The sequence below is a fragment of the Streptomyces sp. NPDC001904 genome (assembly GCF_040297005.1).
Classification (GTDB): Bacteria; Actinomycetota; Actinomycetes; order Streptomycetales; family Streptomycetaceae; genus Streptomyces.
In genome coordinates this window covers 1-20727 of sequence record NZ_JBEOYI010000050.1, presented here as the reverse complement: position 1 = coordinate 20727, position 20727 = coordinate 1, and the positions used below count along the sequence as shown (strand labels likewise).

Below are 20727 nucleotides of genomic sequence, written 5' to 3'. Positions count from 1 at the left end.
CGCACGGACCACCGCACAGTCCGTCCGCCGCCGTGCTGCCGGGCGCGAGGAGCCGGGAGCACCGCCCGGCGTCCGGGCGCCGCCGCTGCCGGACTGCCCGGACGCCACCAGGTGCCGCGCTGGGAAGCGCCTCGCCATGTGCCCCTCGTGCGGCGCCTCTTGAGAACACCTCCGAAGGACGTTCATGGACAAGACATCCCCCTCCGCGGCCGACGCCGTGGCCGACATCGGCGAGGGCGCCTCCCTCGCCGTCGGCGGCTTCGGTCTGTGCGGCATCCCGAGCACCCTCATCGCGGCCCTGTACGCACGGGGCGTGAGCTCGCTGCGGGTGGTCTCCAACAACTGCGGGACCGACGACCACGGACTGGGCATCCTGCTCGGTGCCGGCCGCATCGCCCGCGTCACCGGCTCCTACGTCGGCGAGAACAAGGAGTTCGCCCGCCAGTACCTCACCGGCGAACTCGAGGTCGAACTCGTCCCCCAAGGCACCCTTGCCGAACGCCTGCGCGCGGGCGGCTGCGGCATCCCCGCCTTCTACACCCCCGCCGGCGTCGGAACCCCGCTCGCCGACGGGGGCATCCCCTGGCGCCACCACGCGGACGGTGGCGTCGCCGTCGCCTCTCCCGCGAAGGAGACCCGCACCTTCGACGGCCGTGCGTACGTGCTGGAGGAGGGCATTACCTGTGACTTCGCCCTGGTCCGTGCGGCGCGCGGCGACCGGCACGGCAACCTGGTCTTCGACAAGTCCGCCCGCAACTTCAACCCGCTGGCCGCCATGGCGGGCCGCGTGACCGTCGCCGAGGTCGAGGAGCTCGTCGAGCCCGGCGTCCTGAGCGCGGACGAGATCCACCTGCCCGGCGTGTTCGTCCAGCGTGTCGTCGCCCTCACTCCCCGGCAGGCGGCCGACAAACACATCGAACGGCGCACGGTGCGCGCGCCTTCGGTACGAGAGAGGGAGACGGTCCGATGACCTGGAACCGCAACGAGATGGCCGCGAGGGCGGCAGCCGAACTCGGCGACGGCGACTACGTCAACCTCGGCATCGGACTGCCCACCCTCGTACCCGGCTTCGTGCCCGAGGGCGTGCACGTGGTGCTCCAATCGGAGAACGGCATCCTGGGCACCGGCCCCTATCCGGCCGACGACGCCGTCGACCCGGACCTGATCAACGCCGGGAAGGAGACCGTCACCGTGCTGCCCGGCGCCGCGTTCTTCGACTCCGCGCTGTCGTTCGGGATGATCCGCGGCGGCCACATCGACACCGCGATCCTCGGCGCCATGCAGGTCTCCGCGGACGGTGATCTCGCCAACTGGATGATCCCCGGCAAGATGATCAAGGGCATGGGCGGTGCGATGGATCTCGTCCACGGAGCGCGCCGGGTCATCGTCCTGATGGAGCACACCGCCAAGGACGGCAGCCCGAAGATCGTCCCCGAGTGCACGCTCCCGCTGACCGGCCGGGCCTGCGTCCACCGGATCATCACCGACCTCGCCGTCCTGGACGTCACCGACCGTGGACTCGTCCTGTCGGAGACCGCCCCCGGCGTCACGCCCGAGGAGGTCGTTGCGGCCACCGCAGCACCGCTGCACGTGCCGGAACCGGCCGGACCGCCCGCCTGAGGTCGTCCGCGGGCCCCGTGGACCCGACGGACAGCCACCCCGCCCCGTACGCGTCCGCACCACCGATCACCAGTGCAGGAGAACACCGATGCCCCACCCCGAAAGCGTCGAACCCGGGCCCGCCCGGACCGCTTTGCTGAACGTCCGCGTCCTCGACGGCAGACGGCTCACCGAACCCTGCACGGTGGTGATCGACGGCGGTGTCATCGCCCCGGACAACGGCACGTCCGGCGCCCGTACGGTCGACGGCTCCGGCATGACGCTCCTGCCCGGTCTCATCGACGCCCACGTCCACCTCCACGGCCCCGACACCCTGGCCCGCCTGGCTTCCCACGGCGTGACCACCGCCCTGGACATGGCCACCTGGCCGCCCCAGCTGCTGGCCGCCCTACGACGGGTGCCGGACCTGACCGACATCCGCAGCGCGGGGACCCCCGCCATCGGAGCCGGCGGCCCGCACGCGCGCATCCCCGGAATGGCCCACGACGCCATCGTGCGCCGCCCGCAGGAGGCCGGTGAGTTCGTCGCGGCGCAGGTCTCGGCGGGAGCCGACTACATCAAGATCGTGGTCGAGGCACCCGGCGAGGGCGGCCCCGACCGGGAGACCATCGACGCCCTGGTGGCCGCTGCCCGAACGCACGGCAGGAAGACCGTCGCCCACGCCGCCACCGCGGGTGCCTACACGATGGCCCTCGACGCCGGCGTCGACCACGTCACCCACATCCCCCTCGACCGGCTGCTGGAGCCCGGAGAGATCGCGCGGATGGCGGGACAGGGACAGGTCTGCATCCCCACCCTCACGATGATGGAGGGCACAGCGGCCGCCCGGGGCAACGCAACTGCCTACCGGACCGCCCGCCGCAACCTCGCCGCGCTGCACGCCGCCGGCGTGCCGATCCTGGCCGGGACCGACGCCAACACCCAGCCCGGTGTCCCCTTTCAAGTGGCGCACGGCGAAAGCCTGCACCACGAACTCGAACTCCTCGTCGACGCCGGCCTCACCCCGGCCGAGGCCCTGCACTCCGCCACCGCCCTGACCGCCCGCCACTTCGGCCTCGACGACCGAGGAGCCATCACGCCCGGTCTCCGCGCAGACCTGGTCCTCGTCGACGGCGACCCGCTGACCGACATCCGGGCGACCCGCGCCCTGCACCGCATCTGGTGCGCAGGCATCGAGGTGACCCCTGCCGCCGTCCGAACCTGCCGACCGGAAGAGGCGTCGTGACGAACACGGCGCCGGCGGCGGACACGCCGGCCCTCCACCGCTCCACCCCCGCCCGCACCGACGTCCTTGACCGGTGATGCGCGTCACTGGGCCTTGACGGGCGAGGGTGTGTCCTCGGAGCCTTGGGCCTCTGGTGACGGGGGGCCTGTGAGCGGACCGGATGACATGAACGGTGCTGGTGGTCGCGGGGGCGACGTCGATGCGGTGGTACGCCTGCTCGACGATCCGGAGGTACGGCTGCTGACGCTCGTCGGAATCGGCGGCGTCGGCAAGAGCCGCCTGGCACGGCAGGTGTGCGAGGAGCTGGAGCGGGGCGGCACGGACGTCCGGGTCGTGGAACTCGCCGGGGCCGCCGGGCCCGAGGCGGCGCTCGCCCTCCTCACCGAGGCGCTCCCCACGGACCCGGCGGAAGCGGCCGCTCCCCATGTGCTCCTCGCCGAGAACCTGGAGGCGGTGCTGCCGCTCGCGCCCGCCCTCGGCGCGCTCCTGGCCGGACACCCCCGGCTCACGGTGCTCGCGACGAGCCGTGCGGCAGGCAGGCTCACCGACGAACACCTCTACCGCGTCCGCCCGCTCGACGTCACGGACGGGGCCGCCGCCCGCGCGCTCTTCCTGTGGCACGCCCGACGGGTCGCCTACCAGGGCAGTCTCGACGCGCACGAGCAGACGGTCACCGCGATCTGCCGGCAGCTCGAAGGGCACCCGCTCGCGCTGATCATCGCGGCCCGGCAGCTCGCCGCCCTGCCCGCCGAGGCGCTGCTCGCCCGGCTGCGCGAGGGATGGTCCCTCACCATGAAGGGCCCCGTCGATCTGTCCGACCGGCACCGCAGCCTCGGCAGGGTCCTGGACGACAGTGTCACCGCGCTCTCCCCGGCCACCCGGCAACTCCTCGCCCGCCTCAGCGTGTTCGAGGATCGTTTCACCTACGCCGCCGTCGGCGACGTCCTCGACGAGGGGGCGGCGGACGAGACGCTGTGGGAAGGCGTCAGTGAACTCGTCGCCCACGAACTGCTGCACCCCGCCACCGGCGACGGCACCGGGATCGGCTTCCGCATGCCCGGCGTCGTACGCGAGTACGCGCGCCGGCTGCTGCACGACGACGCCGGACCGGAGATCGCCGACGCCCTGCGCGGCGCACACGCCCGCCACTTCGGCGGACGGGTCCTGGACGGGCACGACGAGCACGGTACGGCGGCCGAGGACTGGGCCCGTCGCGTCGAGGAGGAACTGCCGGACGTGCGGGCGGCGCTCCGGTTCCTCATCGACTCTGCCGACCCCCGCGCCCTCGACCTGGCAGCCGCACTGCGCGGCCACTGGCTCGGCCGGGGACGGCTGCACGAGGGCATCGGACTGCTCGACGAGGTGCTCGCGCTGCCCGCCGCCGGGGAGGGCACCGCCCGGCTGCGGGCTCGCGAGGCGCACGCCGTGCTCACCGGAGCGGCGAGTTCCTACGCCCACGCGCTGACCGCGCTCCAGGAGTGCGCCGACGGCTGGAAGGAGGCCGGGGACACGACCGCGCGGGCCCGGACCCTGGTCGACCTGGCCGCCGCCGAGTTCGAGGCGCACGGATTCGACCGCGCCGAACCCCTGTACCGGGAGGCGATCGCCGTGCTCGACACGGCCGGGGACCGCTGGTGGGCAGCGCGTGCCCGCAGCCTGCTCGGGGCGTCCGCCGCGGCCACCGAGACGCATCGCACGCTCGCCAAGACGGCGCTCGACGAGGCCGTACGCGGTTTCCGGGAACTCGGCGAGAGCACCTGGACCCACGTTCCGTACCAGCAACTGGGGCGGATGCTGCACGAGGAGGGGCACGACGTGCAGGCCGTCGCGCTGCTCAGCGAAGGGCTCGGCCTCGCCCAGCGCAACGGCGACGACTGGAACGCCTCCGTCTTCCTCAACCTGCTGGCCGACGTCAGGCTCTCGCGGGGCGAGGCGGGCCTGGCCGGCGGCCACCATCTCGACAGCCTGCGTCTGGTGGAGGGGATCGGGGCCGGGCCGCGGTACGTATGGTGCCTCGAAGGGCTGGCCGCGTGCCTCGACGACCTCGGCGAAACCCCCTATGCCGCGCGGCTCGTGGGCCTGTCCCGGGCGGTGCGCTCCCGGCTCACCCTGGACGGCTGGGTCGAGTTCCCGGCCCGTGCGATCGACCTGAGCAGCATCCAGTGGAGCCTGTCCCGCCCGGTCTTCGAGCAGCTGTGCGCCGAAGGGGCGGAACTCACGGTGGGGGACGTCCTCGCCGAGGTGCCGCCGCTGCTGGCCGCGAAGCGCGCACCCAGCCCCCGCAGGGAACGCCGCAGGCGCCACCCCGACGGGCTGACCGGCCGTGAGGCCGAAGTGCTCCGGCTCATCGCGTCCGGCGCGACCAGCCGGGCCATCGCCTCCGAACTGTTCATCAGCATCGAGACGGTGGGCCGTCACATCAGCAACCTGTACCGCAAGATCGGTGTCTCCAGCCGCGCCGAGGCCACCGCCCACGCCATCCGCTCCGGTCTCCTGGAAGAGTGACCCCGGGCGGCCGAACCGGCCGCCCGGACCTGATGTCCCGGTGCTGCGTGTACGAGCCGCGCGTGTCCGAAAGATGACCAGTTCCTGTGACGGAACGAGGGGTGGACACCGCCGCGTTCCCTCCCCGTCACGGTCGCCCCATACCGCCGTACGGGCCTTCCCTGCCTGCTCACCGCCATGATCGGCCGCGCAATACGGGCGACACGAGCCGTTCATGCGGTGTACCCATGGCCGTCCCCGCGTGGCCTGGGGGAATACCGAGTTCTGGCCATTGCCCCTCCCCGGGCCCGAACAGCACGCTCTGTCTGTCGGAACTCCCCTCCCGACTTCCTCGTACCGCCTCCTCTCCCGTACCCGGTCCTGCCGGGGACCTGGAAGGTGGCCGGCGTCGACCGGAAGGACCACCGTATGGACTCCCCGCCACCCCTCCCGCAGCCAGGCCGCGGCCGGCGCCGCCGCGGCCTCGCCGCCATCTCGACCGTCCTCGCCCTCGGCGCTCTCGTGGGCTGCGGGCCCTATCAGGAGCTCAGCCGGCACGACGGGCTCGCCGTCGTGCACGTCGGCCACATCCCGGTCGCCGACGCCGTCGCCTTCACCCTCGCCGTCGACAAGGGCTGGTTCCGGGACGAGGGCATCGACGCACGGGCCGACGCGACGAGCGCCGGCGCCCTGCTCACCAACCTCATCAACGGCACCGACCAGTTCGCCCTCTGCGAGACCGCCGGAGTGGTCTCCGCCTACGCGAAGGGGCTCCCCGTCCACGTGATCGGCGGTGTCAGCAAGGCCGCGCCCCTGCCCGAGGACGACAGCGGCGGGCTCCTGGTCATGAAGAACGGGCCGGTGAAGCAGCCCGCGGACCTCAACGGCCGCACCGTCGCCGTCGGACAGCTCAAAGGCGGGGGAGAGGTGGCGCTGCGCGCCGCGCTGGACATCGCCGGGGCCGACAGCGACCGGGTCAAGATCCTCGAGATGCCGCTGTCCGACATGACGGCCGCCCTCGTCAGGGGCCGCATCGACGCCATGAGCACGATCTCGCCCTTCGACACCCCCGCCCTCTCCCAGGGCGCCGTCCGCATCATGTCGCCCGGAGTCGAGGCCGCCCCGCACGGCATGCAGATGGCGGTGGCCACCTCCTCCGTCTTCGAGAAGAAGAACCCGGAGATCGTGGACGGCTTCCGGCGCGCACTCGACAAGGGCATCGCCTACGCCGCCGCCCACCCCGATGAGGTGCGGAAGGCACTGCCCTCGATCAGTCCCGTGCCGAAGGCGCTGATCCCCACGATGAAGCTCCCCGTGTTCGACGCCTCCACGCCCCGGTCCTCGCTGAAGGTGTGGGTCGACCTCATGGAGCGCTACCGGTTCCTCTCCGAACCCGTCGACGTGGACAAGCTGCTGAGCTCGAAGGACGCCGCATGACCACTCCGCCCGAGACCCTCGCCCCGCCCGGCGCCCCCGCCGCCCGGACCACCGTGCACCGGCCCGCCCGCGGCCGGCTCCCGTACCGCAAGCCCCTCGGCCAGCTCGCCTTCGCCGTCGCCGCCCTGCTCGCCTGGGAACTCGCCGTACGCGGGGGACTGCTCCCGCAGAGCTCCGTACCCACCGCGAGCGCCACGGCCTCCGCGCTGCGCACGATCGCCGCGAGCGGCAGCTTCTGGCACGCCCTGGGGCAGACCGCGCTCGGCTGGTGCGCGGGACTGCTGCTCTGCACCGCCATCGGTGTGCCCGCCGGGCTGCTCATCGGCACGTCACGGTTCCTGACCCGCAGCACCCGGCTCCTCACCGACTTCCTGCGCACCATTCCCGCCGTCGCCCTGTGCCCGGTGCTGCTGCTGACGCTCGGCTCGACGATGACGATGAAGCTCGTCCTCGTCGTCGCCGGAGCGGTCTGGCCGATGCTGACGGCGACCGTCGACGGGGTGCGGCACATCGACCCGGTGGCCGCGGACACCTTCCGCACCTTCCGCCTCCCCGCCCACCAGCGCGTCCGCCGTCTGCTCCTGCCCTCCGCGCTCCCCTTCCTGGTGACGGGGGTGCGCAACTGCGCCGTCCTCGCCCTCATGCTGACCACCGCCGGGGAGTACCTCGGGGCCGCGCCCGGCATCGGCAACGAACTCTCCCGCGCCCAACAGGCCGGGGCCGTCGACCACATGTTCGCGCTCCTGGTCGTCGCCGGGCTGCTCGGCGTCGCCCTCAACAGCCTCCTGCTGACGGCCGAACGCCTCGCCCTGCCCTGGACGCCCGCCCACCGAAAGGGGACCCGCCGGTGAACCGCGTCCCGCGACTGCTGAGGGCCGCCGCCCACGAACTGTGGCTGCCCGCCCTGCTGGTCGCCGCCCTCTGGGCGATCACCGTGCGCCACCACTCCTTCTTCTTCCCCTCCCTGCCCCGGATCCTGCGGGCCTTCCGGGACCTGTGGCTCTTCGACCGGCTCGGCTCCGACGCCGTGCCCAGCGTCCTCAACCTGGTCGCCGGGCTGCTGCTCGCCGGACTCGTCGGCGTCGCCCTCGGACTGCTCCTCGGACACATCGGATGGCTGTACGACGCCACGCGACCGGTCCTGGAGTTCCTGCGCGCCGTCCCCGGCATCGCCCTCGTCCCCGTCGCCCTGGTCCTGCTCGGCACCGGCGACGGAATGAAGGCAGCCCTCATCGCGTACGGCACGGTGTGGCCCATCCTGCTCGGCACCATGGACGGCGTACGGTCCCTCGATCCGACCGTCGTGGCCATGGCCGACAGCTACCGGCTGCCGCGCGGGCAGCGCCTCCTGCGCGTCGTCCTGCCCGGCGCGGCCCCCCAGATCATGGCCGGTGCCCGGGTCGCCGTCGCCCTCGGCGTGGTCCTCATCATCGCCAGCGAGTACACCGCCTCCACCCACGGCATCGGCTACCTGCAACTCCAGTTCCAGCGCACCTTCGACATACCCGAGATGTGGGCGTCGCTCCTGCTGCTCGGCGTCCTCGGCTACGCGAGCAACCTCGCCTTCCGCGCCCTCGAATCGCGTCTGCTGCGCTGGTACACCGGGCAGCGCGCCGCCGTACAAGGAGACTCCCTCTCATGACCGCACCCGCAGCCCACCCCTCCGCCGGTCGCCGCCGGGACACCGCGGGCCCCGACCGGGCGGCCCCGCTCCTCGAAGTGCACGGCATCGCCAAGTCCTACGGCAGCGGGGACACCGCCCGCCACGTCCTCGGCGGCGTCCACTTCGAGGTTCACGACCGCGAGTTCGTCACCGTCGTCGGCCCTTCGGGCGCGGGCAAGACCACTCTGCTGCGCTGTCTCGCGGGGCTGCTCGCCCCCGACTCCGGAGAGGTCAGGCTCGCCGGCGCCACCGTGCACGCCCCGCCCGAGGGACTCGCCCTCGTCTTCCAGGACTACTCCCGCTCGCTGCTGCCCTGGATGAGCGTCCTCGACAACGTCCAACTCCCTCTGCGGCGCCGGGGCAGCAGCGCGGCGGAGCGCCGGGCCGCGGCCCGGGAGGCGCTGTCCGCCGTCGGCCTCGCCGAGGCCGGACGGCTCTACCCCTGGCAGATGTCCGGCGGAATGCAGCAGCGGGCCGCCATCGCTCGCGCCCTCGCCTGTACCCCGCGGGTCCTGGTCATGGACGAACCCTTCGCCTCCGTCGACGCGCAGACCCGCGCCGACCTCGAAGACCTCACCCTGCGTCTGCAACGAGAACGCGGCATGACCGTCGTCCTGGTGACCCACGACATGGACGAGGCCGTCTACCTCGCCGATCGCGTGGTCGTCCTGTCCGGCGCCCCCACCAGCGTCAGCGAGATCGTCCCCGTCGGCCTGGGCACCGACCGCGAACAGGTCGCCACCAAACTGCTGCCCGCCTTCGCCGAGCTGCGCGCCCACGTCCTGGGACTCGTCCGCAGGCCCGCTCCCGCCGAGTGACGGCGACCGGCCAGGAATCGGTAGTGCCCGTGCGTCCCCGTCCGCGCGGAATACCGGGTTCTGGGGATGAGCCGCCGGAACCCCGCGCCCCACGATGAGCGGGCCGCCGGCCCACCACCCGGAGAACCGGCCCCACGAAGATTCGGGAGGACCGCCATGTCCGCCACAGCACCACCACGCCAGAACGAAGCAGGGCACGCGCTCGCCGCCGACTTCAAGGACGCGATGGCCGCACTCTGCTCGCCGGTCACCGTGGTCACCGCCCGCCGCGAGGACGGCAGCCCCTGCGGAGTGACCGTGAGCGCCTTCGCGTCCCTGTCCCTCGACCCGCCCATGGTCACCATCGCCCTCGACCGGCGCTCCAGCCTGCTGCCGGCCGTCGAGGCCACCGGCAGGCTCGGCGTCTGCCTCCTGGGCGCCGACGACCAGCAGCTCGCCCTCACCTTCGCCGCTCCCCGGGCCGACCGCTTCGCCTCGGTGGCCTGGCACCACGAGAACGGGCTGCCCCGGCTCAGCGACGCTCCGGTCTGGCTGGAGTGCGAGGCCACCACCCTGGTCGAGGGCGGCGACCACGTGCTCGTCCTCGCCACGGTGCTCGCCGCCGGTGCCCGCGAGGCCCCGACCCTCGCCTACCAGAACCGGCGCTTCGGCACCCACCGTGCCCTGCCCGCACCGCAGGAGCGCCCGAAGCCCGCCGCCACCCCGCAGAGCGGCACCGTTCGTGGCGCGCACTCCCGCCGCGACTCCGCCCACACCTGAGAACAGGACCACCATGACCACGTACGCTACCCAGCCCGCCACGACCACCGCCTGGCCCACCGAACCGGCCGCGCGCCGCGCCCACGCCCTCGCCGCCGTCGAGGCGATCAGGGAGGAACTCACCCTCGGCGCCGTCGAGTCGGAGGAACAGCGCCGCCTCAGCGACCGGTCGGCCGACGCCCTCAGGTCCTCCGGAGTGCTCGGCATCATGACCCCCGACGACCTCGGCGGGAACGTGGTCGGCGCCGTGACCGCCTTCGAGATCATCGAGAAGATCGGCCACATCGACCCCGCCACCGCCTGGACCGCCACCATCCTCCTGGAGGGCGCCGGCGAACTCGCCACCGTCGTCGCCCCCGCCACCGCCCGCAGGCTCTTCGACGGACACCTCGCCCTCAAGGCCGCCTCGCTCAAGCCGGGCACCGCCGAACGTGTCGAGGGCGGCTATCGCGTGAGCGGACGCTGGGACTTCGTCAGCGGTCTCCACCACGCCGACTACGTGGGCGCGACCTTCCTCGTGGACGACGCCGAGGGCCGCCCCGTACGCCGCGCCGCCATCCTGCCCAAGGCCGACATCCAGGTGCTCGACGACTGGCGGGTCCTGGGCATGCGCGGGACCGGCAGCAGCAGCTTCGCCGTCGACGGGGTCCATGTGGCGGACGAGATGATCTACGACCCGATGGGCTACGGGCAGCGCGAGGACACCCCGCTCGCCCGGCTCGGCATGGTGCCCTACGTCCTCCAGATGCACCCGGGGATGGTCCTGGGCGCCGCCCGCCGGGCCCTCGACGAGATCATCGACGCCGCGCCCCGCATCCGGCGGGGCAGCCGCATCAACCTCAGTCGACCGGCAGCCTTGTCCGAACTCACTTGGTTCCAGCGGGAACTGGGCGAACTCGACGCCCGGGTGCGTGCCGTGCGCAGCCTCGCCCTGGAGACCCTGGCCGAGGTCGACCAGGTCATCGGCAGGGGAGAGAAGGCCGAACTGCCGCTCCTGGACCGGATGCAGACCACGGCCTCACTCGCCGCGAAGACCGCGGTCGAGGTCGTCACCCGCGTCTTCCGGCACGCCGGGGCCGCGGCGATCCTCGAGAGCTCGGTGTTCGGCAAACTCGTGCGCGACCTCAACACCATCTCCGCCCACGGGGTGATGTCCGAGGCCGGCTTCGAGAGCCACGCCGAGTTCGTCCTCGGTCTCCAGACCCCGGAGAACCGCCGCATGGTCTGAGCGCGCGGCGCCCGTACAGCCTCGTGCGCTGTGGCACCGGACGTCGGGCGCGGGCCGTGCTGGGGTTGCCTGGAGGGAAAGAGCTCCCTCCAGGCAACCGACGTAAGGCTCTGGAAGAACCCACCGCGCGGCGAACCGTGCGGTCCCCGCCGACCGTAGAGCCGTGAGGCCGGCGCTCAGTTGCAAGAGAAGCGGTCCCTGACGGCTGGATCCGCAGTACTGGAAGAAAGGAGGCCTGGTCAGTGTCGTTCGACGGCGGAGTTGTGCCTGAATGCGCTACGGCCTGTAGCGGCCGGCGAGCGACCGGCGCAGTACTCCGACAGCCTGCTGTGACGGTCGCTGCTGCTCACCCATGAGGGCATTCAGGGCGATCAGGCCGGCCGTCAGCCCGGGAACCACCCATTGCATGACGTCCAGTTGCCTTTGCGCCTGGTGGACGCCGACCGGGATCTCCTCGGCCGTCTCCTGGGCTTCTTGCTTCTGCGAGGAGGCCAGCTCGACTTTCTTGCCCAGAATCCGGGTGTAGGCGGTGGCGGCGAGTGCTCCGCCGGTCAGCAGTGCCTTGGCGACAGTCGCAGCGGCAACGGAACGCTGCTCACTGACACGCCCGCTATTGGCGAGCAGCAGCCCGGCGCCGCCCACCAGATGCGATCCGATCGCGGCCGCGCCCAGTGGCGTCCACTTGGCCCAGCCGACGGACGCGATCCGTGCGATGCCGACCTCTGTGACGCCCTCTTCCCTGGCGGCTCCGTTGACTCCGACCGCTCCCATCAAAGAGCCGCCGAACCAAGCAGCCAGACCCAGGTCGTGGGCCGTGCGCATGAGTGTGTTTCGTTCTGTCACGGAAACCCCTCGGGATCATCGTGTACGGGTAGGACGAAAGACGCGTGCGCAATCCGCATCATCCGGCTCTGCTTTCGCTCTCATGACAGCCGAGTGGATATCCTGAGACGTCGGCAGGCGAAGGTCCGGAGCCTTGTCGGTATGCTAGGTGCGGAAGGCGTCTAGTAACCATCCGCTTCGAAGTGCCGGGCTTCATACGTACGGAAGAATTCTGATCGTTCCGCACATCGAATTCCTCGGAGACGTGGCCTGAAATCACGCGGACATTGCGAACTCCCAGGGTGTGCGCAACGGTGCCTCTCCGGGCAGGACCTCATGAACGCCAGACGCTACGCCGGTCAGCGTCGGTCGCTGCGGCAGTAGCGGATGATGCCGTAGATCAAAGCTGCCGCGGCCAGCCACAGGATGGGCTTCACGAAGCCGAGCCCGACCAGGATCACGAAGACGACGAGCAGGGCAGGTATCACGGTGTTCCCCTAACGGGGTTGCCCGCGGCGCCTCTTGTCGAGGAGCGGCGGGGCCGGCCTCCCCGGATCGGAGAGGCCGGACTGCTCAGTTCGATCGACGCCGGGTCACCGGCGCATGGTGTCCGTGTCTTCGCGGCTGCCGCTCTTGGCCAGTCCACGGCTGATCACATAACCGATGGTCAGCAGAGTGACGTACAGCCATGCCCGGTCGGCGGGGAAGCGGTCCACACCGTTCGAGCCGTCACCGACCGCCCAGGAGGCGATGAGGACGGCGATCACCGAAGCGACGTAGGCGAAGAACTCCGAAGTCTTGAACGAGGATTTCGTCTCTGCCGAGGTACGAGAAGCCGAACGCGTGTCCCGGATCGGGTCGGATTCCGGATACCCGGGGGACGAGGCTGCGGTCATCGTTTCTCTTCTTCCTGGATCGAGATGCTTGACGGCATCTGTGTGGGCGGACGCGTACCCGAGGTGCCGACGTCGGAACACGCCGGTGGGTGCGCCTTTTCGCCTCCCGCGCTCCTTGGACATCTGGCAGGGAGGCCACAGGGGAGGCTGCGCCAGACGGAGCCGTATCGGGCGTCCCCGGTGGTCCCGGGTGACGGTGGGGCTGTGCGGCAGCGCGCATTCCGGCCGGAAGCCGCTCGTTCCCGGGGGCTGGACTTCGGCTGGGGTTTCGACGGACCCGGTGTGCATATTCGCTGCAACACACGGTACTTGGAGTCCGGAACGACATGCGGCGGCCGATGGCCGCCTGCATACGGGAAGTCCGTGAACCCCCAAGGAGGTGGCTTCGCGTGACGGAGCCGATCCGCCCGACCCGGCAGAAGTCCCAACCAGTGGAGCCCCATCTCACCGTCGGCACGAAGGTGCGGACCGGAGTCGGGGAGTCCGCGCCGACCCGCGGCAGGACGACCATCGCAGAGGGAGTAGTGGAGAGGATCTCCGGGGTCGCCGCACGTGAAGTGCGCGGAATCCACGCACTGGGAGGCGGATTCAGGCGCACCATGGGCGCGATGCGTGACCGCGTCCCCGGTGGACGCTCCAGCACCGGACGCGGCGTCAAGGTGGAGGTCGGCGAGAAGCAGACCGCCATCGACCTGGAGGTGGTGGTGGAGTACGGCGTGAGCATCACCGAAGTCGCCGCGGACGTACGCGAGAACGTGATCGCGGCCGTCGAACGCATGGCCGGGCTCGAGGTCGTCGAAGTGAACATCTCCGTCAACGACCTGTACCTGCCTGAAGAGGACACGCCGGAGACCGGCGAGGGCCGGGTGCAGTAGCCGGGCCCTCAGCACCCCTCGTCCTGGCCGTTCCAGGTCCCCGCAACCCCCATACCCATCGTCCGTGCGCGTCGCATCCGCACTCACCGGTGCCATGACGCACGTACTCGCCGCAGATGAGGCGCAGCCCATGACCCCGGCCGCTCTGTCGTCACCGAGGTCAAGGACCGCGTATGCATCTCCGTATCCTCCGCTCCCCGTCCACCATTCCGCTGCACGACGCCCCGCCGTCCCCGGAGTACGACGGGAAGGCAGCGTTCCCGCGCGAGGGGTCGGCTGCCGACCGCACCGGTGGCGAGCGGCTCTCCCTGGCGATCACAGTGTTGATCGTCCTCCTGCCGTTCCTGGCCCTCGGTCTGGCCGTCTGGCTGCTGTGGGGGCGCTTGATCCGTCCCGTCGATGTGCTGCTCGCCGTGGTGCTCTACACCGTCACCGGCCTCGGTGTCACGGTCGGCTTCCACCGTGGCCTGACCCACGGCAGCTACCGGGCCGTGCGGCCGCTGCGCACCGCACTCGCGGTGGCCGGATCGATGAGCTTCCAGGGAGACGTGATCGGCTGGGTCGCCATCCATCGCCGCCACCATGCCTTCACCGACCGGCCGGGCGATCCGCACTCCCCGTATCGCTACGGCACCTCCGTCTGCGGACAGTTGAGGGGTTTGCTGGACGCCCACGTCGGCTGGCTGTTCCGCAACGAACCCACCTCCGCGCCGCGTTACGCTCCCGACCTGCTGGCCGACCGCGACATCCGGGCCGTGTCCCGGGCTTTCCCGGCCCTGTGCGTGCTGACCCTCGCCGTGCCGTTCGTCGCGGGCTGGCTGATCGGCGGCAGCTGGGTGTCCGCACTGACCGCCCTGCTGTGGGCGGGACTTGTCCGCATCGCCCTGCTGCACCACGTCACGTGGAGTGTGAACTCCCTCTGCCACGTGATCGGTGAGCGCCCGTTCCGCACCCGGCGCCACGACCGGGCCACCAACCTGTGGCCCCTGGCCCTGCTCTCGTTCGGCGAGAGCTGGCACAACCTGCACCACGCCGACCCGACCTCTGCCCGGCACGGGGTCGACCGCGGCCAGCTCGACCCGTCCGCCGCCGTGATCCGCCTCTTCGAACGCCTCGGCTGGGTCAGCGACGTGCGCTGGCCCGCCCCGGACCGTATCGCCGCCCGGCGCGCATGAACCCGAGCGACCGCATCTTCTTCAGGAGCTCCCATGACCCTCGCCCCGCCGCCCTCGTTCTCCGCACCGCCCTCTGTACGCCTGCGCCGGACGACCACCCAGTAACCCCCGTCTGCCTGGTGTCGCCGGGCCGCGGCCGGTGGGACCTGGTGGTGGTGCCACCCGCCGCCACGGACGCGGAGGCCGCACTGCTGATGGAGAGTAGGGGTGAAGAATCACTCACGCCGAGCTGAGAAGGGCAAACATCGCTCCTTCAGGCGCCTCTCGCCGCAGTCAGGTGTGCCGGACCACGCGTCCGCGACGAGACCCGCCGGACTCACCCTAGGCGGCGGCGCCCGTCCCGTCCGTCGTCAGGAGCGCCGTGCCGATCTCGACGAGGCGGTCGGCGAGGTCCGGGCGGTTGCCCGTGGCTCCTGTGCGGGCCGCGTTATCGACGACCGTGAGCACCGCCATGACGATGATGCGGGCCTCGGCGGTGTCGAGGCCGGGGCGGACCTCGTCGAGCAGCCGGACCCAGAGAGCCACGTACTCGCGCTGCGCCTGGCGCGCCGCTTTGCGCTCCTTCTCGGGAAGCTGATCGAGTTCACCGATCAGCAGGCCGATCAAATGGCTCTGGGTCAGGGCGAATTCGATGTACGAGCGCAGCAGCCGCTCCAGGGTCTGGCGTGGGGAACCCGGCCGGGCCAGGGCTTGTGCCGTGCCCGCTCTGCGCTGTTCGCCGCCGCGCAGGACGGCGGCCACGAGCAGGTCGGTCTTGGTGGGGAAGTGCTTGTAGATGCTGGGGCCCGTGGCGCCGGCGGCCTCACCGATGTCGTCCGTGCTCACCGACTGGAAGCCCCGCTCGTCGAAGAGCCGGATGGCCTCGACGAGGATCTCCTCGCGGCGGGAGACGGCGAGCCCGGCGTAGTCGCCCGGCAAGGATTCGTCCGTCGACCGGTCGCGGTCGCCGAGCGGACAGTGCGTCGCGGCGTACGCGAGACGGTAGAGGAGTTCCTCGAAGCGGCGGCGGGGCAGTGAGGTGCGGTGCCAGGAGATGGATCCGTACACCGACAGGACGGACCAGGACAGCAACTGCCGGTCCTCCTGCGCCAGTTCGGGGCGTTCGGCGTCGATCAGGCTGCCGATCCGCTCGGCGATGCCGTTCAGGGCCTGCCGCTGCTGCCCCCGCCAGGCCTCCGGGAGGTGGCGCGCCTCGCGCTGCCACAGGACGGCCGAGCCTCGCCGGTCCATGGTCTGCGCGGCCGAGGTGCGCAGGTACGCGTCCAGGTCGGGTGCCGCCGCCACGGACTGCGCGATGGTGCTGATGGTGGCGTCGATGACATGGATCAGCAGATCGGGCTTGCCCTTGAAGTGGCGGTAGAGGGCCGGAGCCGTGATGCCGACCTCGGTCGCGACGTCGGCCACCGAGACGTTGTGGTACCCGCGCGCGCCGAAGAGTCCGGAGGCCGCGGAGACGATGCGGGCCTTACGGTCCGGGGGTCTGCGAGCGCTCGTACGCCGCGATGCTTCCGTCTGCATCCCACTTCGCCCTTCACCGTCGGCCACGTGGCCTCAACGTACAACATGCGGTGACGGCTCCGATCATGAGATCGCCCGGTCCGCCCGTCACTCCGGGTCCAGTGTATCGAGTTAAGGCCAGGTCACTCTTATGGGTGGGCAGGCTTCATGTCAGGGATTTTTGGTCGGACGCCTTGTCCTTGAAGGTTATCGCTGATTCACTTCCGGCTCACATCAGCCCACTGGATCAGGAAGGCCGTCCATGGCCGTCGAACACCATGAAGTGCCGGGTTCCGCCGCGGACCCCGCGACGAGGCGCCGGGCCCGGTTCGTGCTCGCGCTGCTTGTCTGCCTGATGCTCGTCAACTTCGCCGACAAGGTCGTCGTCGGCCTGTCCGGGGTCGGCATGAAGAAGGAGCTGGGCCTGGACTCGGCGGAGTTCGGCGTCGTCCAGAGCGCCTTCTTCTGGCTCTTCGCCGCCGGTTCCGTGCTCGGCGGCTGGCTCGGCGGCAGGGTGCGAGCCCGTTGGCTGCTGGCCGGGATCGCCTCCGTGTGGGCCCTGACCCTCGCTCCGATGGCGGCCCAGGTCGGATTCACCACGATCGTCGTCTGCCGGGTCCTGCTCGGCTTCGCGGAGGGGCCGACCGTCGCGCTGGCCATGCAGGTGGCGCACTCGTGGTTTCCCGCGCACAAGAGGGGGCTGCCCAGTTCGCTGGTCATCGCGGGGGCCGGGTTCGGTCCGCTGATAGCCGCTCCCGCCCTCACCTGGGTCATCGAGGCGTACTCGTGGCACGCGGCCTTCGGTGTCCTGGCGGTCTTCGGCGCCGTGTTCGCCGTGCTGTGGCTGTGCTGCGGTGACACGGGTCCCGAGGGTGTGTCGCCCGTCGCGGCCGCGGGCGTGCACGCGCTGCCCGAACGGGTGCCGCTCCGGCGGCTGTTCTCCACCGGCACCCTCGTGGGGATGGTGACGCTGTTCTTCGTCGCGTACGCCAACACGTCGGTCGCCGTCAGCTGGCTCCCCCTCTACCTGCGCGAGGGGCTCGGCTACGACGCGGGGGCGGCGAGCAAGCTGGTCGTCCTGCCCTTCCTGGGGGCCGCGGCGGCCGTCATCGTCGTGGGCGCGATCTCCGGTGCGCTGACCCGGCGGGGCGTCGGGAATCGGATCACCCGCGGGGTGCTGCCCGCTGCCCTGGTCCTCGCCTCGGGCGTCTGCACCGTCGCCTTCGCCTCGCTCGACCGGGGTGTGCCGCAGATGGTGTTGCTGGTGATCAGTGCCTGTCTCAACTCCGCGGGGTACGGCGTCGCCTTCGCCGGTCTCTCCGACGTGGCCCCCGTGAAGCAGCGGGGCGCCGTCTTCGGGATCGTCACCGGCATCTACAGCCTCGGTGCGGTCATCGCCCCCCTCGTGCTCGGCCGGCTGGTCGACGCGGGCTCGTCCACCGAGGCCGGGTACGGGAAGGGGTTTGTCGTGCTGGGCGTCGCGATGATCGTCGGCGCCGTCGTCGCGCTGCTCCTCGTGAACCCCGACCGGGATGCGCGGCGGCTGCTGCCGCACTCCGAAGGTGGAACCATTGAAAACTATGTTACGAGGATGGTGAAGCCTTGACACCAGCAGATATGAGCAAGAAAGTGAATCAGCGATAACCGACAGCATGTCTGAGCCTCAGGAGTCGTCCACCCATGAAGCGCACCCTCTACGCCCAGGAGCACGAAGACTTCCGGGCCGTGATCCGGGACTTCATCGCCCGAGAGGTGACGCCCCACTTCGAGCGGTGGGAGCGCGAGAACCTCGTCGACCGCGACCTGTTCCGCAAGCTCGGCGCGCTGGGCGTGATGGGGTTCGACATCCCCGAGGAACTCGGCGGCGCCGGTGAGACCAGCTACAAGTACCAGGTCGTCATCAACGAGGAGTGCGCCCGCGCCGCCGTCTCCTTCGGTCACTACGGCGTGTCCACCGGTATCGTCCTGCCCTATCTGCTGGACCTCGCGAACGACGAGCAGAAGAAGCGCTGGCTGCCCGGCGTCGCGTCCGGCGATCTGATGCTCTGCATCGCCATGACCGAGCCCGGTACCGGTTCGGACCTGGCCGGCATCCGCACCACCGCCCGGCTGTCCGAGGACGGCACGCACTACGTGCTCAACGGCGCCAAGACGTTCATCACCGGCGCCCGCAACTCCGACCTGTGCGTCGTCGCGGCGCGCACCGCCCCCGCCACCGCCGAGGACCGACGGCACGGACTGAGCCTCCTCGTCGTCCCGACCGACAGCGAAGGGTTCACGTACGGTCGCAAGCTGGACAAGATCGGCCTGCGGTCCTCCGACACCTCCGAGCTGTCGTTCGCCGATGTCAGGGTCCCGGTCGGGAACCTCCTCGGCGAACAGGACAAGGGCTTCTCCTACCTCGGCCGGAACCTGCCCCGCGAGCGCCTCTCCATCGGGGTGGGCGCCGCGGCCACCGCGACCGCCGCCATCGAGTTCGCCCGGGCGTACGTGCGCGAGCGCCAGGTGTTCGGCAAGCCGGTGGCCGCCTTCCAGAACACCAAGTTCGTGCTCGCCGAATGCGCCGCCGAGGTCGAGGCGCTGCAGGCCATGGTCGACCGGGGTATCGAACTCGACGACCTGAGCGAGCTGACCGGCGCCGACGCCGCGAAGATCAAGCTGTTCGGCACCGAGGTGGCGGGCCGCGTCATCGACAAGTGCCTCCAGCTGCACGGCGGTTACGGCTACATGCTGGAGTACCCGATCGCGCGCCTGTACGCCGACACCCGTGTCTCGCGGATCTACGGCGGCACCAGCGAGGTCATGAAGACCATCATCGCCAAGGACCTCGGGCTCTGAGACCGGTCGGTCCCGGAAGCCCCTTCCCCGCGTCTCGGCCGCCCCGCTCACCCCCGGCGGGGCGGCCGAGGCCGTTCCCCGTCCTCGCGCCGCGTTCTCGCGCCGTACAGAGACCGCGCCGTACGCAGACCGTCCAGAGAGTCGAGTGCCCCTCCGTGACCACCGCACCCCCCGTCCCCGCCGGACCGCTGTCCGGCATCCGCGTCGTCGAACTCGGCGGCATCGGACCCGGGCCCTTCGCCGGCATGCTCCTCGCCGATCAGGGCGCCGACGTCATCCGCATCGACCGGCCCGCCGAAGCCGGCTCCGTGTCCCGGCATCCCGTCCTGCACCGGGGGCGCCGCTCGGTCGCCCTCGACCTGAAGGACCCGGCGGGTGCCGAGGCCGTGCTGGCGATCCTGGACACCGCCGACGCGGTCATCGAGGGCTTCCGCCCGGGGGTCGCCGAACGGCTCGGTCTCGGACCCGACGTGTGCCTGTCCCGCAATCCCCGGCTCGTCTACGGCCGGATGACCGGCTGGGGCCAGGACGGGCCGCTGGCCCAGGCCCCGGGCCACGACATCAACTACATCGCCGTGGCAGGTGCGTTGGGCGCACTCGGCGCGGCCGACGAGAACCCGCCGGTGCCGTTGAACCTCTTCGGGGACATGGGCGGCGGCGGGATGCTGCTCGCCCTCGGCGTCACCACCGCGCTGCTCGGCGCGCGCGCGACCGGCAAGGGACAGGTCGTCGACGCCGCCATGACGGACGGCACGGCCATCCAGCTCGCGCTGATCCACGGCCTGATGGCCGTCGGCCGGTGGACCGACAAGCGAGCCTCCAACCTGTTCGACGGCGCCGCGCCCTTCTACCGCACGTACCGGACCGCCGACGGCGGCCACATGGCGGTCGGCAGTGTCGAGCCGCAGTTCTACGCAGCTCTGCTCGATGTCCTGGGGCTGCGCGAGGACCCGCTCTTCGCGAGGCAGCTGGACCAGGCGGCCTGGCCCGCGATGGGGGAGCGGCTCGCCGAAATCTTCGCCGGCCGCACCCGCGAGCAGTGGACGGAGGCCTTCGACGGCACGCAGGCGTGCGTCACACCCGTGTACGGCCTGACCGAGGCCGCGAGCCACCCGCACAACGTCGCGCGCGGCACGTACTACACCGACGACGGCGTGCTCCAGCCCGCACCGGCACCCCGGTTCCTGGGCACCCCGGCCGGTACGCCGCGACGTGCGCCGGTCGTCGGCACGCACACCCGCGACGTGCTGGCCGAGGCCGGTCTGGACGCCGCCGCCGTGGATGCGCTCGCACCGCAGACCTGAATCGTCGCGCTCAGCGGCAGAGCCCCGGGCCATCGCCGTGGCCCGGGGCTCTGACACCGCGTCGCGCTCAGCGGCAGAGCCCCGGG

General features: G+C 71.3%; 19 protein-coding genes. 15 read left to right on the top strand and 4 right to left on the bottom strand.

What is annotated here, in order from left to right; genetic code table 11:
• Positions 1-184 precede the first annotated feature (184 nt).
• The 10 genes from ABT127_RS38265 (at position 185) to ABT127_RS38220 (ending at position 11234) form a co-directional block, all read left to right on the top strand.
• Complete coding sequence (locus ABT127_RS38265; protein WP_351460852.1) at positions 185-970, top strand: CoA transferase subunit A; 786 nt, start codon at positions 185-187, stop codon at positions 968-970.
• On the top strand, positions 967-1620 hold the full coding sequence (locus tag ABT127_RS38260; protein ID WP_351460849.1) for a CoA transferase subunit B: 654 nt from the start codon (positions 967-969) through the stop codon (positions 1618-1620). Before ABT127_RS38265 ends, ABT127_RS38260 begins: the two co-directional genes overlap by 4 nt.
• Before the next feature lie 88 nt (positions 1621-1708).
• The gene (locus ABT127_RS38255) at positions 1709-2845 is read left to right on the top strand and encodes an amidohydrolase family protein (protein ID WP_351460847.1); all 1137 of its coding nucleotides are present in this window, start codon (positions 1709-1711) and stop codon (positions 2843-2845) included.
• Positions 2846-3010: 165 nt separating this feature from the next.
• Positions 3011-5350, top strand: a complete 2340-nt coding sequence (locus ABT127_RS38250) for a LuxR C-terminal-related transcriptional regulator (protein WP_351460844.1) — start codon at positions 3011-3013, stop codon at positions 5348-5350.
• 408 nt (positions 5351-5758) lie between these two features.
• Positions 5759-6766 carry an ABC transporter substrate-binding protein gene (locus ABT127_RS38245; RefSeq protein WP_351460841.1) on the top strand — a complete coding sequence of 336 codons (1008 nt, stop codon included), beginning with the start codon at positions 5759-5761 and terminating at the stop codon, positions 6764-6766.
• On the top strand, positions 6763-7617 hold the full coding sequence (locus ABT127_RS38240) for an ABC transporter permease (protein ID WP_351460838.1): 855 nt from the start codon (positions 6763-6765) through the stop codon (positions 7615-7617). Before ABT127_RS38245 ends, ABT127_RS38240 begins: the two co-directional genes overlap by 4 nt.
• Positions 7614-8408 (top strand): ABC transporter permease, encoded by a 795-nt coding sequence (locus tag ABT127_RS38235; RefSeq protein ID WP_351460835.1) that lies wholly within the window; start codon positions 7614-7616, stop codon positions 8406-8408. The genes ABT127_RS38240 and ABT127_RS38235 overlap by 4 nt, the downstream gene beginning before the upstream one ends.
• Positions 8405-9247 carry an ABC transporter ATP-binding protein gene (locus ABT127_RS38230; RefSeq protein WP_351460832.1) on the top strand — a complete coding sequence of 281 codons (843 nt, stop codon included), beginning with the start codon at positions 8405-8407 and terminating at the stop codon, positions 9245-9247. Before ABT127_RS38235 ends, ABT127_RS38230 begins: the two co-directional genes overlap by 4 nt.
• Positions 9248-9403: 156 nt before the next feature.
• Positions 9404-10006, top strand: coding sequence for a flavin reductase family protein (locus ABT127_RS38225; RefSeq protein ID WP_351460830.1), 603 nt, complete (start codon positions 9404-9406; stop codon positions 10004-10006).
• 13 nt (positions 10007-10019) lie between these two features.
• Positions 10020-11234 carry an acyl-CoA dehydrogenase family protein gene (locus ABT127_RS38220; protein ID WP_351460828.1) on the top strand — a complete coding sequence of 405 codons (1215 nt, stop codon included), beginning with the start codon at positions 10020-10022 and terminating at the stop codon, positions 11232-11234.
• Positions 11235-11510: 276 nt separating this feature from the next.
• Here ABT127_RS38220 and ABT127_RS38215 read toward each other — a convergent pair whose 3' ends face one another.
• The 3 genes from ABT127_RS38215 to ABT127_RS38205 form a co-directional block, all read right to left on the bottom strand.
• Positions 11511-12077 (bottom strand): hypothetical protein, encoded by a 567-nt coding sequence (locus ABT127_RS38215; RefSeq protein WP_351460826.1) that lies wholly within the window; start codon positions 12075-12077, stop codon positions 11511-11513.
• A 338-nt stretch (positions 12078-12415) separates the two neighbouring features.
• Positions 12416-12544, bottom strand: coding sequence for a hypothetical protein (locus ABT127_RS38210; protein ID WP_351460824.1), 129 nt, complete (start codon positions 12542-12544; stop codon positions 12416-12418).
• Positions 12545-12649: 105 nt separating this feature from the next.
• Positions 12650-12952: a hypothetical protein gene (locus tag ABT127_RS38205; RefSeq protein WP_351460821.1), complete on the bottom strand. Its 303-nt coding sequence runs from the start codon at positions 12950-12952 to the stop codon at positions 12650-12652.
• A gap of 389 nt (positions 12953-13341) precedes the next feature.
• On the opposite strand from ABT127_RS38205, the gene ABT127_RS38200 reads away from it, so the two are divergent.
• Both ABT127_RS38200 and ABT127_RS38195 read left to right on the top strand, forming a co-directional pair.
• A complete protein-coding gene (locus ABT127_RS38200; RefSeq protein ID WP_502971850.1) occupies positions 13342-13827 on the top strand; it encodes an Asp23/Gls24 family envelope stress response protein in 486 nt (161 codons plus the stop codon).
• A gap of 173 nt (positions 13828-14000) precedes the next feature.
• Positions 14001-15002, top strand: a complete 1002-nt coding sequence (locus ABT127_RS38195; protein WP_351460818.1) for an acyl-CoA desaturase — start codon at positions 14001-14003, stop codon at positions 15000-15002.
• 321 nt (positions 15003-15323) lie between these two features.
• On the opposite strand, the gene ABT127_RS38190 is transcribed toward ABT127_RS38195, so the two are convergent.
• Positions 15324-16520, bottom strand: coding sequence for a TetR/AcrR family transcriptional regulator (locus ABT127_RS38190; protein ID WP_351460816.1), 1197 nt, complete (start codon positions 16518-16520; stop codon positions 15324-15326).
• A gap of 241 nt (positions 16521-16761) precedes the next feature.
• Here ABT127_RS38190 and ABT127_RS38185 point away from each other — a divergent pair, with 241 nt between their 5' ends.
• From ABT127_RS38185 to ABT127_RS38175, 3 genes are all read left to right on the top strand, one after another.
• Entirely contained in the window at positions 16762-18105 is a 1344-nt protein-coding gene (locus ABT127_RS38185; protein WP_351460814.1) for an MFS transporter, read from the top strand.
• A 74-nt stretch (positions 18106-18179) separates the two neighbouring features.
• The gene (locus ABT127_RS38180) at positions 18180-19337 is read left to right on the top strand and encodes an acyl-CoA dehydrogenase family protein (RefSeq protein ID WP_351460812.1); all 1158 of its coding nucleotides are present in this window, start codon (positions 18180-18182) and stop codon (positions 19335-19337) included.
• Between the two features lie 155 nt (positions 19338-19492).
• Positions 19493-20641, top strand: coding sequence for a CaiB/BaiF CoA transferase family protein (locus ABT127_RS38175; RefSeq protein WP_351460809.1), 1149 nt, complete (start codon positions 19493-19495; stop codon positions 20639-20641).
• Positions 20642-20727 lie beyond the last annotated feature (86 nt).